19 protein-coding genes and 1 tRNA gene are annotated in these 15,327 nt (G+C 33.6%); 11 read left to right on the top strand and 9 right to left on the bottom strand.

What is annotated here, in order from left to right; genetic code table 11:
- Positions 1 to 60: 60 nt before the first annotated feature.
- The 7 genes from ruvC (at position 61) to H602_RS0113380 (ending at position 5,358) form a co-directional block, all read left to right on the top strand.
- The gene (ruvC, locus tag H602_RS0113410; protein WP_026978460.1) at positions 61 to 615 is read left to right on the top strand and encodes a crossover junction endodeoxyribonuclease RuvC; all 555 of its coding nucleotides are present in this window, start codon (positions 61 to 63) and stop codon (positions 613 to 615) included.
- A 63-nt stretch (positions 616 to 678) separates the two neighbouring features.
- Positions 679 to 1,809 (top strand): radical SAM family heme chaperone HemW, encoded by a 1,131-nt coding sequence (gene hemW, locus H602_RS0113405; protein ID WP_026978459.1) that lies wholly within the window; start codon positions 679 to 681, stop codon positions 1,807 to 1,809.
- 499 nt (positions 1,810 to 2,308) lie between these two features.
- Positions 2,309 to 2,686, top strand: a complete 378-nt coding sequence (locus tag H602_RS0113400; protein WP_026978458.1) for a GxxExxY protein — start codon at positions 2,309 to 2,311, stop codon at positions 2,684 to 2,686.
- Positions 2,687 to 2,917: 231 nt separating this feature from the next.
- The gene (locus H602_RS0113395) at positions 2,918 to 3,688 is read left to right on the top strand and encodes a cyclase family protein (protein ID WP_026978457.1); all 771 of its coding nucleotides are present in this window, start codon (positions 2,918 to 2,920) and stop codon (positions 3,686 to 3,688) included.
- 2 nt (positions 3,689 to 3,690) lie between these two features.
- Positions 3,691 to 4,197: a GNAT family N-acetyltransferase gene (locus tag H602_RS0113390; RefSeq protein ID WP_026978456.1), complete on the top strand. Its 507-nt coding sequence runs from the start codon at positions 3,691 to 3,693 to the stop codon at positions 4,195 to 4,197.
- 1 nt (position 4,198) lies between these two features.
- The gene (locus H602_RS0113385) at positions 4,199 to 4,570 is read left to right on the top strand and encodes an MmcQ/YjbR family DNA-binding protein (RefSeq protein WP_026978455.1); all 372 of its coding nucleotides are present in this window, start codon (positions 4,199 to 4,201) and stop codon (positions 4,568 to 4,570) included.
- Positions 4,571 to 4,632: 62 nt separating this feature from the next.
- A complete protein-coding gene (locus H602_RS0113380; RefSeq protein WP_026978454.1) occupies positions 4,633 to 5,358 on the top strand; it encodes a PH domain-containing protein in 726 nt (241 codons plus the stop codon).
- Positions 5,359 to 5,405: 47 nt separating this feature from the next.
- Here the strand turns inward: H602_RS0113380 and H602_RS0113375 are convergent, their stop codons facing one another.
- From H602_RS0113375 to H602_RS0113340, 8 genes are all read right to left on the bottom strand, one after another.
- Positions 5,406 to 6,506, bottom strand: coding sequence for a DUF4407 domain-containing protein (locus H602_RS0113375; RefSeq protein WP_026978453.1), 1,101 nt, complete (start codon positions 6,504 to 6,506; stop codon positions 5,406 to 5,408).
- A 213-nt stretch (positions 6,507 to 6,719) separates the two neighbouring features.
- Complete coding sequence (locus H602_RS18900; RefSeq protein WP_026978452.1) at positions 6,720 to 7,169, bottom strand: energy transducer TonB; 450 nt, start codon at positions 7,167 to 7,169, stop codon at positions 6,720 to 6,722.
- Between the two features lie 34 nt (positions 7,170 to 7,203).
- Positions 7,204 to 8,400 (bottom strand): M56 family metallopeptidase, encoded by a 1,197-nt coding sequence (locus tag H602_RS19700; protein WP_026978451.1) that lies wholly within the window; start codon positions 8,398 to 8,400, stop codon positions 7,204 to 7,206.
- On the bottom strand, positions 8,397 to 8,768 hold the full coding sequence (locus H602_RS0113360) for a BlaI/MecI/CopY family transcriptional regulator (RefSeq protein ID WP_026978450.1): 372 nt from the start codon (positions 8,766 to 8,768) through the stop codon (positions 8,397 to 8,399). Before H602_RS0113360 ends, H602_RS19700 begins: the two co-directional genes overlap by 4 nt.
- A 13-nt stretch (positions 8,769 to 8,781) precedes the next feature.
- Positions 8,782 to 9,210 carry a toxin-antitoxin system YwqK family antitoxin gene (locus tag H602_RS0113355; protein ID WP_026978449.1) on the bottom strand — a complete coding sequence of 143 codons (429 nt, stop codon included), beginning with the start codon at positions 9,208 to 9,210 and terminating at the stop codon, positions 8,782 to 8,784.
- Positions 9,211 to 9,355: 145 nt separating this feature from the next.
- On the bottom strand, positions 9,356 to 9,805 hold the full coding sequence (locus tag H602_RS18895) for an energy transducer TonB (RefSeq protein WP_026978448.1): 450 nt from the start codon (positions 9,803 to 9,805) through the stop codon (positions 9,356 to 9,358).
- Positions 9,806 to 10,148: 343 nt separating this feature from the next.
- Positions 10,149 to 10,670 carry an energy transducer TonB gene (locus H602_RS18890; RefSeq protein WP_084404258.1) on the bottom strand — a complete coding sequence of 174 codons (522 nt, stop codon included), beginning with the start codon at positions 10,668 to 10,670 and terminating at the stop codon, positions 10,149 to 10,151.
- Positions 10,671 to 10,998: 328 nt separating this feature from the next.
- A complete protein-coding gene (locus tag H602_RS0113340; RefSeq protein ID WP_026978447.1) occupies positions 10,999 to 12,387 on the bottom strand; it encodes a dipeptidase in 1,389 nt (462 codons plus the stop codon).
- A 213-nt stretch (positions 12,388 to 12,600) separates the two neighbouring features.
- On the opposite strand from H602_RS0113340, the gene H602_RS0113335 reads away from it, so the two are divergent.
- Positions 12,601 to 12,682 (top strand) — tRNA-Leu (locus H602_RS0113335).
- Between the two features lie 376 nt (positions 12,683 to 13,058).
- Here the strand turns inward: H602_RS0113335 and H602_RS0113330 are convergent.
- On the bottom strand, positions 13,059 to 13,280 hold the full coding sequence (locus H602_RS0113330) for a helix-turn-helix domain-containing protein (RefSeq protein WP_026978446.1): 222 nt from the start codon (positions 13,278 to 13,280) through the stop codon (positions 13,059 to 13,061).
- A 154-nt stretch (positions 13,281 to 13,434) separates the two neighbouring features.
- Here H602_RS0113330 and H602_RS0113325 point away from each other — a divergent pair, with 154 nt between their 5' ends.
- Genes H602_RS0113325 through H602_RS0113315 form a run of 3 tightly spaced genes read left to right on the top strand, consistent with a single transcriptional unit; the run spans position 13,435 to position 15,283 of the window.
- Positions 13,435 to 13,839 carry a tetratricopeptide repeat protein gene (locus H602_RS0113325; RefSeq protein WP_026978445.1) on the top strand — a complete coding sequence of 135 codons (405 nt, stop codon included), beginning with the start codon at positions 13,435 to 13,437 and terminating at the stop codon, positions 13,837 to 13,839.
- Between the two features lie 59 nt (positions 13,840 to 13,898).
- Entirely contained in the window at positions 13,899 to 14,324 is a 426-nt protein-coding gene (locus H602_RS0113320; RefSeq protein WP_026978444.1) for a hypothetical protein, read from the top strand.
- Between the two features lie 47 nt (positions 14,325 to 14,371).
- Complete coding sequence (locus H602_RS0113315; protein ID WP_026978443.1) at positions 14,372 to 15,283, top strand: hypothetical protein; 912 nt, start codon at positions 14,372 to 14,374, stop codon at positions 15,281 to 15,283.
- The last annotated feature ends 44 nt before the right edge of the window (positions 15,284 to 15,327 follow it).

The following is a 15,327-nucleotide window of genomic DNA, read 5'->3' as shown; positions in this document are numbered from 1 at the left end:
AGGTATAGTTACTAAAGAAAATAAGCCTGTAAGGTTTTGAAAATTGTTCAGTAGAAAAAAATGACAACAGAAAGAATTATATTAGGCATTGATCCAGGAACGACCATCATGGGTTTCGGACTCATAAAAATCGTCAATAAAAAGATGGAATTTCTCCAATTGAACGAATTGATTCTGAACAAATACGACGATCATTACATGAAATTGAAAGTCATATTTGAACGAACGATTGAATTGATTGACACTCATCATCCCGATGAAATTGCGATTGAAGCACCTTTTTTTGGTAAAAACGTGCAATCCATGTTGAAGTTGGGACGAGCTCAAGGTGTGGCAATGGCTGCTGGACTTTCACGTCAAATTCCAATTACAGAATACGAACCCAAGAAAATAAAAATGGCAATCACGGGAAACGGAAATGCCTCAAAGGAACAAGTGGCCAAAATGCTGCAACAACTTCTAGGATTAAAAACGTTGCCCAAAAATCTTGATTCAACAGACGGTTTAGCCGCGGCAGTTTGTCATTTTTTTAATAGTGGGAAAGTAGTGGGAACCAAGAGTTATTCAGGCTGGGATGCTTTTGTGAAAGACAATGATTCTCGTGTAAAAAAATAATTTTCAGTCCCGGTTTTCAGTGTAAAAATTGAAAACTGCGACTGCGATAGAATACTTAAAAATATGGCCGGCATCTACATCCACATCCCTTTTTGCAAACAAGCATGTCACTATTGCGACTTTCATTTTTCGACTTCCATGAAGAAAAAAGACGACATGGTTTTGGCTTTAGCCAAAGAAATTCAACTGCGAAAGCATGAGATTTCTGAAAAAGTTGAAACAATTTACTTTGGAGGAGGAACGCCATCTGTTTTGACAAATATGGAAATTGAATTTTTAATTGATGAAGTTTACAAGAACTTTGAAGTAATCCAAAATCCTGAAATTACTTTAGAAGCCAACCCGGATGATTTGTCGGAAGAACGGATTATAGCACTTTCTAAAACACCAATCAATCGACTTTCCATTGGAATTCAGTCGTTTTTTGAAGCGGATTTGAAAATGATGAATCGAGCTCATAATTCCGCAGAAGCTCGAAATTCATTAGAAATTGCGACACAATATTTTGATAATATTTCAGTGGACTTGATCTATGGAATTCCAGGTTTAACCAATGAAATGTGGATACAAAACATTAAAACTGCTTTGAGTTTTGGCATTCCGCATATTTCAAGTTATGCATTAACAGTGGAACCCAAAACGGCGTTGCACAAATTAATTCAGACTGGAAAAATTGCCGAACCTAAAGACGAAGTGGCACAAGAGCACTTTACTATTTTAGTACAAACACTTACCAACAAAGGATTTGTTCACTATGAATTATCCAACTTTGGAAAACTAAATTATTTCTCTCAAAATAATTCGAGTTATTGGTTGGGCAAAAAATATTTGGGAATTGGACCTTCGGCTCACAGTTTTGATGGGAAATCACGCAGTTGGAATATTGCGAATAACAGCTTGTATTTAAAAAACATTTCGGAAGATAAATTGCCTTCTGAAGTCGAAATTTTAAGTATTCAAGACCGATATAATGAATATATAATGACTGGTTTGAGAACAATTTGGGGTGTTTCTTTGGATCGCATTGAAAATGAATTTGGACTTGAATATTTAAATTACTTGCTAAGGCAAGCGGATAAATTTCTCGTTGATCAATTACTTTCTGTGAAAGACGGAATATTGACAGCAACTTCAAAAGGGAAGTTTTTGGTGGATGGAATTGCAAGTGATTTGTTTTTAGTAAATTTGGAGTAGTTTAAATAAAAAGGTTAAGGTTTTAACCGCAAGGTTCGCAAAGTTTTACGCAAAGCTCGCAAGGAAAACGAGTATTTAATTTGAAGAATCTTAACCGCAAGGTTCACAAAGTTTTACGCAAAGTTCGCAAGGAAAATGAGTATTTAATTTGAAGAATCTTAACCGCAAGGTTCTCAAAGCTTTACGCAAAGTTCGCAAGGAAAATGAGTATTTAATTTGAAGAATCTTAACCGCAAGGTTCACAAAGTTTTACGCAAAGTTCGCAAGGAAAATGAGTATTTAATTTGAAGAATCTTAACCGCAAGGTTCGCAAAGCTTTACGCAAAGTTTGTAAGGAAATTGAGTATTTAATTTGAAGAATCTTAACCGCAAGGTTTACAAAGCTTTACGCAAAGTTCGCAAAGCAAAGTTAATGTGAAGAAGTTCATTTTTAAATTACGGAAGGTTAGTTGTGAGAGCTTGAAATTTAGTTTTAATTTAATCGCCAAATAAATTTGTTATGACAGAAAATGAGTTGTCAAAAATTGTTTTTGATTGTGCTTTGAAAGTGCATCAAGCATTAGGACCTGGGCTTCTAGAAAGGGCGTATGAAGAATGTTTGTTTTACGAGTTGAAGAAGAGAAATTTATCCGTACAAAAACAAAAATCTTTGCCATTGATTTATGAAGATGTCAAATTGGAAATAGGTTATCGGATTGATATTATTATTGAAGATAAATTGATTCTAGAAATTAAATCAGTTGAGGCTTTAAACGATATTCACTTTGCGCAACTTTTGACTTACTTAAAATTGACTGAATGTAAATTAGGTATGCTGATTAATTTCAATGTAATTTTAATTAAAAACGGAATTCGACGTGTTGCTAATAATTTATAAAAAACAGTACTTTCGAATTTTTTATTTATCCAGCCTTGCGACCTTTGCGAAATAATCAAAAAACACATTAAATCAAAAAACATTGCGACCCTTGCGGTTAAATATCAATTTCAAATTAAAAATATATTAATTGACCCTTGCGGTTAAATAAAAATTTTAAACTGATAACTTATTAATTAACCATTGTGTCCTTCGTGTAAAACTTTGCGACCTTCGCGGTTAAAGAAAATTATGAAAGCAACAATCCAACACAACCACCAATCATTTCAAGTCGATTTCTCAAGACCCATCGATATTTCATTGCCATTATCCAATACTACCGAAAATCCAATTGCGTGGTATCAGGAAATTCCAGAAATTGAACCTGTAAAAGTGGGCGACTGGATCGGTAAAGTTTCGGAAGGAACATCGTCAACCAATTTTAATAATATTTTCTTCAATCCGCATGCTCATGGAACGCACACGGAATGTTTGGGACATATTACAACTGATTTTTACAATGTAAATGAAGCGTTGACAACGTTTTTCTTTACCGCGGAATTGATTTCAATAACACCAGAATCTGTTGGAGAAGATTTAGTTATTTCAAGACTTCAAGTTGAAGTGGCTTTGCAAAATAAATCTCCCGAGGCAATCGTCATTCGAACTTTTCCAAATAGTGAAACTAAAAAACATTTGAATTATTCCAATACTAATCCGCCTTATTTATCGGAAGAAGCTGCCATTTTTCTTCGAGAATTGGGTATTAAGCATTTACTGATTGACTTACCAAGTGTGGATAAAGAACACGATGAGGGAAAATTAGTTTCGCATAAAGCCTTTTGGAATGTCAAAGATATCAAGAATTTAAATCCAGATGCACGAATGGATTGCACGATTACCGAATTGATTTTCGTGAAAAATTATATTGCTGATGGAAGCTATCTATTGAACTTACAAATTGCTTCCTTTGTGAACGATGCTTCACCAAGTAAACCTGTTTTGTATAAAATTGAAAATTAATCATGGAAATAGTTAAAACTGAAATTGCAACTATTCCTGCAGTTTTTGAATTGTATAATTTTGCAACCGCTTATCAGCAAAAAGTGGGAACCAACAATTGGAAAGGATTTGAGGTTTCAATGGTTGAAAATGAAATTGCAGAAGAACGGCATTTTAGTATTAGAGATGAAGGTATAATTTCTGCCACATTTGTAATCACTTTTAACGACGCTGCAATCTGGAAAGAAGCCGACTTAGAACCTTCAGTTTACATTCATAGGATTGCTACACATCCTGATTTCAGAGGCAGAAATTATGTGCAAAAAATTGTAGATTGGACGATTGACTTTGCCAAAGCAAAAAATTTAAAATATGTACGTTTGGACACCACAAGCGGAAACAATCGATTGAATCAATATTACATCAAATGCGGATTTAGTTATAAAGGAATTAGCGAAATTGAGTGGAATGAAAGTTTACCTGAACATTATAAGGCCGGAAGTTTTGCGTTATTTGAAATAAAAATTTAAGATGAATATCCAACAATTATATGAATTTTGCCTTTCAAAAAATGGTGTAACGGAGCATTTTCCTTTTGACGAAGATACTTTGGTGTTTAAAGTCGGTGGAAAAATGTTTGCCTTAACCTCATTAGAAGGTTGGGAAAGGGGAACGCCTTCCATCAATTTAAAATGTGATCCCGATCGCGCTCTAGAACTTCGGGCGGAATTTGAAAGTATCAAGCCAGGTTATCATATGAGTAAAATCCATTGGAACACCGTTACTTTTGAAGGCGATGTTTCTGATAAAATGATTTGTAATTTTATCACCGATTCCTACCATTTAATTTTGAAAAGCTTAACAAAGAAAATGCAACTTGAAATTGCTGAATTAGAAAATTAGGCAGTATTTTTGTAAGGCAATTGCAACAAAGAAGCCAAATTACCGCTTAACACCTTAATGCTATGAACGACCATATAAGAAAATTTTTAAACGAAGAGCAAGATCCAAAAGCGATTGAAAAAATCACTTCTAAATTGGTAGATTTACTAATGAAAAATGAAGAAGTAGGTTATATTGGCGTGCAAAAAAAGCCGGTAACCGTTTTTCCCGACAGCATCGTTTTAACTGATAGAAGAATTATCATTTGCAAACCAAAAAATCTTGGCTTTTCGATGGATTTTGTGGATTACAATTGGGATACGATTTCGCATACTACTGTAAACGAAAGTATTTTAGGCTCCGAATTTTCATTTACAACAAAAACTAATATTAGTACTTCCATCGACTATCTGCCAAAAATTCAAGCAAGGAAAATTTATACGTTTGCCAAAGAGCAATTGGAAACTTTAAAAAATAATAGCTCACACGTTGAGGAAGCAGTTGTGGAACCTGAAATGATTCAGGTGTCAGAACCCGTTCAAGCAGCAGAAATTGCAGAAGTAATCGAAGAAATTGAGGCGGAAGAAGTAATTAATTTTGCTGAAATTATTCCGGTTGCGCAATCGGGTTACCGTGCAGAAAAGCAATTTCCGGATGTGGAAGCAAACCCAACTGAAAATGCAGTGAGCGAACTTTCGCAAGACGAATTATTCGAGAAACTGCAGAAGTATAAAAAATTATTAGACAATGGACTGATTTTGCAAGGCGAATACGATGCTTTGAAAAAAGAGGTCTTGAGTAAAATGTAATTTAAAAAAACCCTTTGAAAATAAAATAATTTCAAAGGGTTTTTAAATTAAAAGGTTCGTTTTTGTTTTTCAACAAAATTTAAGGCTTGTAATTCCAGCAATTTTTTTGCCTCTTTTCGCTGTAAATTTAGCAATTCTTGGTCTTTGGCAATTTCATCATATACTTTGTCGTGCATTGCCGCACTGGTTTTAACTAATAATTCCCGCTGGTATTTATCTTGATTGATGGTCGCTTTTAGTGCCGTTTCTAAATCTTCTAGTTTAAAATCATATTCACCTTTTGGAGATAATAACTTTGCAATTATCGGTGAAGTTTCGGTGGCTAAAAATAAAAGCATTATAAAGAACGAAGGCAACCAAGGTAATTTATTCAATGCATTAATTCGCGCCATTAAACCGTCAAATCCATCTATAATCGGTTGAGTTTCTAATACTTTTTTGTCTAAATCCGTTTGCAAAGTGGTGGAGGCTTTTTCTGCAATGCTGATTTTCGCTAAATTGGTTTTCCGCAACGAGTCTAGTTCGGCTTTTGCCAAATCGTGTTTGGCAATCTTCTCTTTAAAAACCGGACCTTTTCCCAATTTTTTAGTTCCTGCAGTGCCTTCCGCTTCGGTAATGTAGGTTTCATATAAGGTGTTGACTTCTTTTTCTTTGTTGGCAATTTCAGATTTTAAACTGTCCACTTGCGTTTTGTTTTTATCCAAATCCGATTTGTAGTAATTGGCAACTTCTTTCTTATTTTCCAAAGCCATCGCATTTTTCTCTTTCAACAAAACGGTGTTGATTTCCTTTTCAAAAATTTTGATTTCCAAAGGTTTTGAAATGACTATGGCAATGATGAGTGCCAAAATAATTCGAGGCGTAGCTTGTAGAAATTCACTCCAAAACGAATCTCTTTTCCGAATGGTAGAAACAATAAATCGGTCGAGATTAAAAATCAATAAACCCCAAACGAGTCCAAAGAAAACGGCGGGATAAACGCTGTCAAACACGGTAAAAAGTGCGTAGGAACTTGCGATGAAAGCCATAACAGCGGTGAAGAAAACAGTAGCTCCAATACCGGCGAATTTAGTATTTTCACCGTCGGAACAGGTACTCAAAAGCGTTCGGTCTGCTCCTGAACACAGAAGGAAGAATTTTTTTAACATAAAGATTGATTGGATTAATTTGATTGATGATTTTGATCTTACAAAAGTAACGCCAAAAAGCTAACTTTGGTATAAATCGCTGATTCGATTTGTGTTAGATGATTTGATTGTCAATTTTAAAAAATGTATGCTATCTTATTAATTTAAACTTCTTTGCCTTCCTCCAAATTTTAACCAAAAAAAATCCACTTTTGAAAGTGGATGATTTAACGATTATGAGGTAATAGAAATGGGTAATGTAAATTTAGAACGTACTGTTTTTCCATTAGTCTCACCCGGAATCCATTTGGGCGACTTTTTTAAAACCCGCAGGGCTTCTTTGCTAGATTTACTTCCAATATCTTTTAAAATGGTTAGGTTACTCAAGCTGCCGTCTTTTTCAATTATGAATTCAACAACTACTTTCCCTTTTAATTTTGAAGATTCCGACACTCTGTAATTCTTTCCCACGAAGTTATAAAACTCCGTCATTCCTCCTGGAAACGTTGGTGGAACATCTAGATCAACACTGTTAAAAACTTTATCATCTTCTTGTAGCTCCACCATTTTAGGAGGGTGTTCTTGCGCAAGCAGTGCTTGAGTTCCGCAAAGTGAAAGTGCTAAAAAGAATATTTTTGTATAATTCGTTATAGATTTAGTACCGCATATTTTAAGTAGCGCCATGATTGACTTTTTTATTCAAATTTATGAATTTAAATTAATTACCGTGAATATTAATTGGTAAGGAATAAAGTACCCGCACTTTTTTGCCGTCTTGTTCACCCGGAACCCATTTAGGAGAAAGTTTCAATACGCGAATCGCCTCTTCGCCTGTGCCATAACCAATGTCCCGAGCTATTTTTATATTCGTTAAAGTCCCGTCGGGTTCTATTACAAATGAAATGTATACTTTTCCTTTTAAATCTTTAACATCGGGCATCTTGTAGTTTAGTCCTACGAAATTGTAAAATGCCTGAATACCGCCCGGAAAATCAGGTTTTTTATCTACGGCTTGGTAAATGGGCGCTTCCGTTCTTTCCTCTTTTAAAGGTGTTTCTTGTGCGAAAGTAATTGAACTTCCCAAAATAAATAGTCCTAAGAAAATGGGAGCTACAATTGTTTTTTTCAACAATTGCGTACGAGTTGAAGTGGTTTTTGTCATCATAATAAAACGTTTTTTAGTTTTTAAAAAAGAATTTAAGTTACTGGTTAAATAGAATGTAGTGTGTGGATTGCCTTGTCTAAGTAATAGCTTCTGATAAAGCGCTGCATTTTCAGATGACGACACCACCTTTTGATCCGCCAAGAATTCGTGATTGAGTTGAATGGCGCGTTTGTACAAAATCAATAAAGGATTGAACCAAAAAGCGGTCTTTAGAAGCTCAACAAAAATGATATCTAAAGTGTGCTTTTCTCTTACATGTGTCAATTCATGTGTGAATATTTCAGCTTCAATGCTACGATTTAAGTACGATTGCTTGTTCACAAAAATCGTAGAACCAAAAGTATGAGGCAATATTGGCGCGTCAACTAAAGCTAGTTTGGCACTTTGGAAATTAGTAATTTCTGCATTTCTTTTTACTTTTTGAATGTTCAACAAGTTCCAAATAAATCTACTAAAAAAAATAAATGTTACTATTCCGTAAATCGAGAGGAGAATGGTATTGGAATAATTTTTTTCTGCATTGATTTCAATTGCTGGCAAAATTATCGTTTGCAAATTTTGACTTACTGCAACAACCGTGTTTTTGGCCTGAAATTCAAAAGCAACAAATGGAATGAGATATGAAAATATCAAACTACCCAATAAGTAAAACCGTTTAAAGACAGGCATGTTTTCGCGTTCGAACAAGAAATAATACACAAGTAAAAACGCGGATAAACACAAAGTGGATTTAATAAGATAGACTATCATTGCTGTTTCTTTTTAAGTTGTACGTCAATAATTTGTTGCAGTTCTTTCAACTCAGATTCGGATAAATCGGTTTGTGTGGTAAAAAACGAGGCAAATTGTGAAGCAGAATCATTGAAAAAGTTTTTAATCAACCCATTCACGTGCTTCGAAAAATAGGCGTCCTTTTTAACTAAAGGGAAATATTCGCGGTTGTTGGCAATTAAAATGTAGTCGACAAACTTTTTGTCAATCATGCGCTTGAGTAAAGTGGCAACCGTTGTGGATGCTGGCTTTGGTTCTGGAAAACATTCTAAAAGATCCTTCATAAAACCTTTTTTTATACTCCATAAATACTGCATTAATTGTTCTTCGGTTGAGGTAAGTTGCATGCTCCTGTTTTTATTAAATTATTGTGTCTAATGTATTGGCAATAGGTGTTCCGCTGTTGTAAAATTTGGAACCTATATACAGTCCTTTTTCATTGTAAAATTTCCATTCTCCGTGCAAAAACCAATGGATTGTGGTGCTGTCAATTTCTAATTTCGAGATTCCTCTTGCTTTTACTCTTCTATTCAAATGAAAATCTGTAGTATAGCAAATGATACCTTTGTACTTTTTTTTGGAAACTATTTTATTAGTGCTGTATTCGCGCCACGTTCCTCTTTCAATACCGTGCTTGAACCTTCCTTTTGAAAGTAATACAGCGTCCAAAATACTGTCTTTATAAATCCAGCGTCCTGTTTTTTCAGCATTCGTTTTCTGATTTGTCTTGCAGCTGGAAATTGAAAGAGCACAAATTAGAATTGAAAAAACAGCTTTATAAAAGTGCATATTAAATTGTTTGTTCTACAAATGTAGAAAACTTTTTCTTATTCTACAAACGTAGAAGTAAAAAATTTATTGTACACACTTTAAGTTGATTACAAAAAAAAATCCACTCTTTGGAGAATGGATTTAATTTTAATGCGATATCGTATTATCTAGTTTTGATTCGAATGGGTAGTGTATATAGTGTTCGAACTGGATTTCCTTCAATAAGTCCCGGTTTCCATTTCGGACTTTTTTTAAGAATTTTTAAAATTTCTTTCCCGATTCTAAAACCAGGATCTCTCGTTATTTTAATATCGGTTAGCGTTCCGTCTTTTTCAACAATAAATGAAGTAAGAACGGATGTATCGATGTCGACTTTAATGTATGCTTTGAAATTATCATAGACAAATTTTGTAAAAGCTTCATGGCCTCCGGGAAATTCTGGACTTGTTTCTACCACGGTAAATATGGCATTTGGATCATCTTGTGAAACAACGGTTGAGATAGTTGTAGTTTCTGCTTCTTTCGTTTCCGTTTTTGATTGACCAAAACTAGCACTTGTAACAAGCGAAGTAAATACCGTCAAAAAGCTTAAAAGTACTGTTTTTGATTCCATTGGATCTCTAATTTAATTTTGGCAAAATGAATTTATAAGTGCTGATAAATATTCCATAAAAGTAAATTCTTTTTTTGTTTTTTAACGTTTATTTTGCAAAAATTTTCGCACTTATACTTATCAATAAAAATCCTTTAAATTGAATTCCAAATTTTTAAACCTCCATTTTCAACATTTTCTGATAAATGATCGAGGACGTTAGGTGGAAGTGAATACGATTTATTCAAATGGCAAAAGTAGCTCTAAGTTAGTTTGTCCACTTAAAAGATACTATTCGGGGCAGTGTTCAAATCTAAAAATTCAGTACCTGCAGGATGGAGGATTTTATAGCAGTTTCAACTGATTAGTTCGTTTGAAATGAAATTGGAAACGTATATTGGGATCGTACTACTTTTCCGTTATTTACAGCAGGTTTCCACTTCGGACTTGTTTTAATTATTTTTATAATTTCTGTTCCTATGCCAAAACCAGGATCTCTCAAGACTTTTATGTCAGAAAGTGTTCCGTCTTTTTCAATAACGAATGAAGCAAAAGCTTTTGCGTTGATTTGTTCCTCTGTTGGCGATTTATACTTTGAGAAAATAAATTTTGTAAAGGCTTGCGAACCGCCCGGATATGCTGCTGGAATTTCGGGTACGGTATAAATATGATTTGGATCTACTTCAAGGTTCACTTTTTGCTCGACGGTCATCACTGGCACATTTTCAGAGTCATAATAAGGTTTGCTTGTAATGACTTGTTTTTCTACTGCTTTTTTTTCTATTGTCTTAGCCTCTTTTTGGGTAGTAGCTTGAGAAAAAGTTGTGCCACTAAATAATAAAAATGAGAGGGTCGGAAATAGCATTAATGGGCTTTTTAAATGCATAATAACGTGGGTTTAGTAGTTGATTGGAAATGGTTTATCTGATAATTTCTCAAATATACTATTTTTTAAAGCACAGTAATTAGATTTTCTTTTATCTGATTTATGCAACGCTATTTTATAAGAAATTGATTTTTATGAAAAAATGGAGGTCGAGGCTTGAAAACAAGTTTGCGTTAGCGGTTGGAGTGGTATCCTTTTGTAATGCGTTAGCTTTACAAACGATAAAGCGTAAGACGCGACCGTAGGGAACGCCCAAAATATTATAGTAAAAAAAATCCGCTTTTTCTATACAGAAGAAGCGGATGATATCAATTCAATTTAGATGTATTTATTTTGAAAGTTCCACAAAATGTTTGTAAAACAACGGAATAGTTTCGATACCTTTTAGGTAATTGAAAATTCCAAAATGCTCATTTGGCGAGTGAATGGCGTCTGAATCTAAACCAAATCCCATTAAAATAGTTTTTGATTTCAATTCTTTTTCAAACAATGCTACAATGGGAATACTTCCTCCTGAACGAACCGGAATTGGCTTGATGCCGAAACTTTCAGTATACGCTTTATCTGCCGCTTGATAGCCAATGCTGTCTATTGGTGTTACGTAACCTTGTCCTCCGTGATGTGGTTTTACCTTAACGGTTACGCCACTTGGAGCGATACTTTCAAAATGTTTGGTAAATAATTCGGTAATTTCATGCCATTCTTGATTGGGTACCAAACGCATAGAAATTTTGGCGAAAGCCTGACTTGCGATAACCGTTTTGGCACCTTCACCTTGATAGCCACCCCAAATTCCATTTACATCTAAAGTAGGACGAATGGAATTTCGCTCGTTTGTAGTGTATCCTTTTTCACCGTAAACATCGTTTAGGTTTAATGATTTTTTGTACGCTTCCAATGAGAAAGGTGCTTTTGCCATTGCTGCACGTTCATCATCTGATAAATCTTCTACTTTATCATAGAAACCAGGAATGGTAATGCGGTTGTTTTCATCGTGAAGTGACGCAATCATTTTAGCTAAAATGTTGATTGGATTGGCTACAGCGCCTCCGTATAATCCGGAATGTAAATCGCGATTGGGACCTGTTACTTCTACTTCCACGTAACTCAAACCACGCAAACCTGTAGTTACAGAAGGTTGTGTGTTGGAAATCATTCCCGTATCGGAAATTAAAATCACATCATTTTTTAATTTTTCTTGATTGCGTTCTACAAACCAACTCAAACTTGTGGAACCAACTTCTTCTTCACCTTCAATCATGAATTTTACGTTGCACGGAAGGTTGTTGGTTTTAACCATAAACTCCATTGCTTTGACGTGCATGTACATTTGGCCTTTATCGTCGCAAGCGCCACGGGCAAAAATGGCACCTTCTGGATGGATATCTGTTTTTTTAATTACAGGTTCAAACGGAGGTGAAGTCCACAATTCAATTGGATCCGGTGGTTGAACGTCATAATGTCCGTAAACCAAAACTGTAGGTAAGTTGGGATCAATCATTTTTTCTGCATAAACGATCGGATAACCGGGCGTTTCGCAAATTTCAACCAAGTCGCAACCAGCTTCTTCAAGTCGCATTTTCACAGCATCTGCAGTATCTACTACATCTTGCGAGTAGGCAGAATCGGCACTTACAGAAGGTATTTTAAGTAATTCAATCAATTCGTCAATGAACCGTTGTTTGTTTTCTTGTACGTATTTTTTAATGTCGTTCATAGGGTGTTGTAATTTTTGTAACGTCAAATATACAAATTGAAATTCCAATTTCCCATTTATTTAGCATTTCTTCGGCAGTGAATTTGACCTAGTACTGCTGATTTTCAACGGTTTTTAGTGTTGAATTAAATTGTGCGTAAAAAAAAATATTTTTTTTTAGTTTTAGGTGTTGCTAATTTAATAGATATGTATATATTTGCACTCACGAATTTCGCGGATATGGTGAAATTGGTAGACATGCCAGACTTAGGATCTGGTGCCGCAAGGCGTGTAGGTTCGAGCCCTATTATCCGCACAATCATTAAGCCTTAAAGTGTTGTAAATAAACATTTTAAGGTTTTTTTATTTTTATTCTACCCCCAATTCTACCCCCTTTTCTATTATGTAAACGTCAATTAATGAAAGTTAACATACTTAAACTTCAATAAGTTTGAAAAATATTTTTAACAAATTAGCGGTGGTAGGGTATAAACTGTTAATTTTTGATTGCTGTTGGGGTATGGTCTAAAGTGTGAGGTCAGTATATTTTGTTTTTAGCAATACTACAATTAAGAAAATTTAAAAATGACCTTATTAGAGTGAAGTTTTTATCTTAATAATAATAACGAGAAAATATTTTAGATAGTAGACAAAATCACATTTAGGGTAGTGGTGGTTGAAAGTCTTACAAATTACAATATCTCTTTAATTTCGATATTTAATGCTTTACAAATTTTATGTAGTGTCAATATGGATGTGTTAATTTCTCCGCGTTCAATTCTACCAATTTGATTGCGAGGTATATTTGCATCAAATGATAAGATTTCTTGAGATAGATTCATTTCTAATCTCCTCGCCTTTATCTTTTCGCCGATTGATTTTATTAATTCTATTTCGTCATTATTGTCTACCACGAAATAAAAGTCTTCATTTACATTAAAATAGACCGACACAAATTTGTGTCTTTCAGTTATTTTTTATAATATTTGGTAAACAAATAATATGGATTACGGTTTACCGTAATTGTTATAGAATTGTATTACATAACTTTACAATAAAAACTGTACAATGAAATCAAAACTAATTATTTTACTGTTATTCTTTTCCTTCAGTCTTTATTCTCAAAAGTCAGAATTCACGAATTTAAAAGATGATGCTATAAAGTTACTGATGAATAATGATGCTAATGGTTCACTAACAAAAATAAATCAGGCGATAAATATTAACTCCCAAAATGCAGATGCATATTATATAAGAGGAAATGTATATGAGAAAAAAGGATTAATTGAGGACGCTAAAAAAGATTATCTTAAAGCAATTCAATTAAATCCTAAACACGGTGATGCTATGTCAAAATGTGCTATTATGTATGGTAAACAGAAGGATATGATTAATTTTTGTTATTACGTCAAAAAGGCATGTGATTTAGGAAGTGCCGATGCATGTGGAATGAAAAACCGATTTTGTAATTAAATCAATATTTTTAATCTTGGAAATCATATACTGTAAATATTAACAATAATTATAAAAGGATGACCGAAACACTTATACTTAAGAGCAAAAACAAACAGTTATCTATCACGGAAACCGAAGCATTCATAAAAGACCATGAAATAGCTTGTAAAACTATGGATGCGTCGAATTTTAGAAGCTTATTCTTGAAATATGATTTGTCTTTCGTTGGGGATTTTCAGGATGTTTTTAATTCTATTATTGAAGCAATGACAGTTTGGAAATCAGTTTTTAAGGGAACGGAACTTCGGGAGATAAATGTTAGGGATTCTAACTGTATTTTCTGTAGTATTGGCAAAAAAGTAAAGGTTTATAATTGGACATATTTACATACGGGAGAAGATGCTCCAATGAATAAATTTGTTTGTTATAGTAGAATTGCTTTTATGTTTGATATACAAGACGATATGCTTAAAAATTATGGTATTTGTAATGCGTATATTTAAAACTATAAAATCAGCTTTAAATCAATAGAAAACCTAAATAAGACAAGATGAAGATTTACTATCTACTTTTTTTACTATTCACTACCAATTCTTTTTCACAATCAGTAACTGAAAAATGGAATAATCTAAATAACAGGTATGAATATTTTGATTCGTACGGTAATATGAAAGGCTATAAGAAGTATAACAGTGTAAAAAAACAGTGGGAATATTATGATTTGAATAATAGCAATAAATATGTTCCACCTGAATTAGGAAATATTGAACTTGCGAGAAGTGTTTTAAAATCTCGCCAAACAAAATATGATGCTAATTACAAGCGGATAAAAGAAACTGCTTCTTCAGCGTATAAATATTTCCAAGATTACATTGCGTCATCTATTAAAGAATATAATGAAGAGAAAAATAGTGACAAATCTTCTAAATTATGGATGAACATGTTCATACGATATCATAGAGATTATGACGATGTAGCGAAAAATAACGGTTACGACTATTCGTCGATGTCCACTACCAATAATGTAATTGATTGGTTAAATAAAGGTGCAGAATATATCGCTAAAGACGAAATACAAAAAGAAATAAAAGAACTGCAAAATCAGAAACAACTTTTAGCTGAAAAGAATTCTGTGCCAGCTTTACAGAAATTTATTGGAAGGCATCATGTTAAAAGTGTTGAAGAGTTTAAATATGTAAGTGGAAAGTGGGTTTTGCATAAGACCGATGTATCAAAAACGGAATTTATATATGGTGGTGATTATTTAGGATTCAAAAGAAGTTACCACAGCGAATTTGTTGGAAGACCAATTCAATTTCTATATTTTGATAGTAATTTAAATAGTTATCAGTTTAATTCTGATATAGGTAAAGTTTTTATTTCGCCTGATTTCAAGAAAATAATTATTTATGACCCAGAAAATTATGGAGAGCCTACGAATAAATTTATTTATAATCTTTAAAATAGTGAATTGAATAAATTTAAAATCAACTAATAATTTAGTTA

The organism is Flavobacterium tegetincola DSM 22377, from assembly GCF_000425485.1.
GTDB classification, from domain to species: domain Bacteria; phylum Bacteroidota; class Bacteroidia; order Flavobacteriales; family Flavobacteriaceae; genus Flavobacterium; species Flavobacterium tegetincola.
Note: the sequence above shows the minus strand (reverse complement) of the source record. Positions and strands in the feature narration are given on the sequence as shown.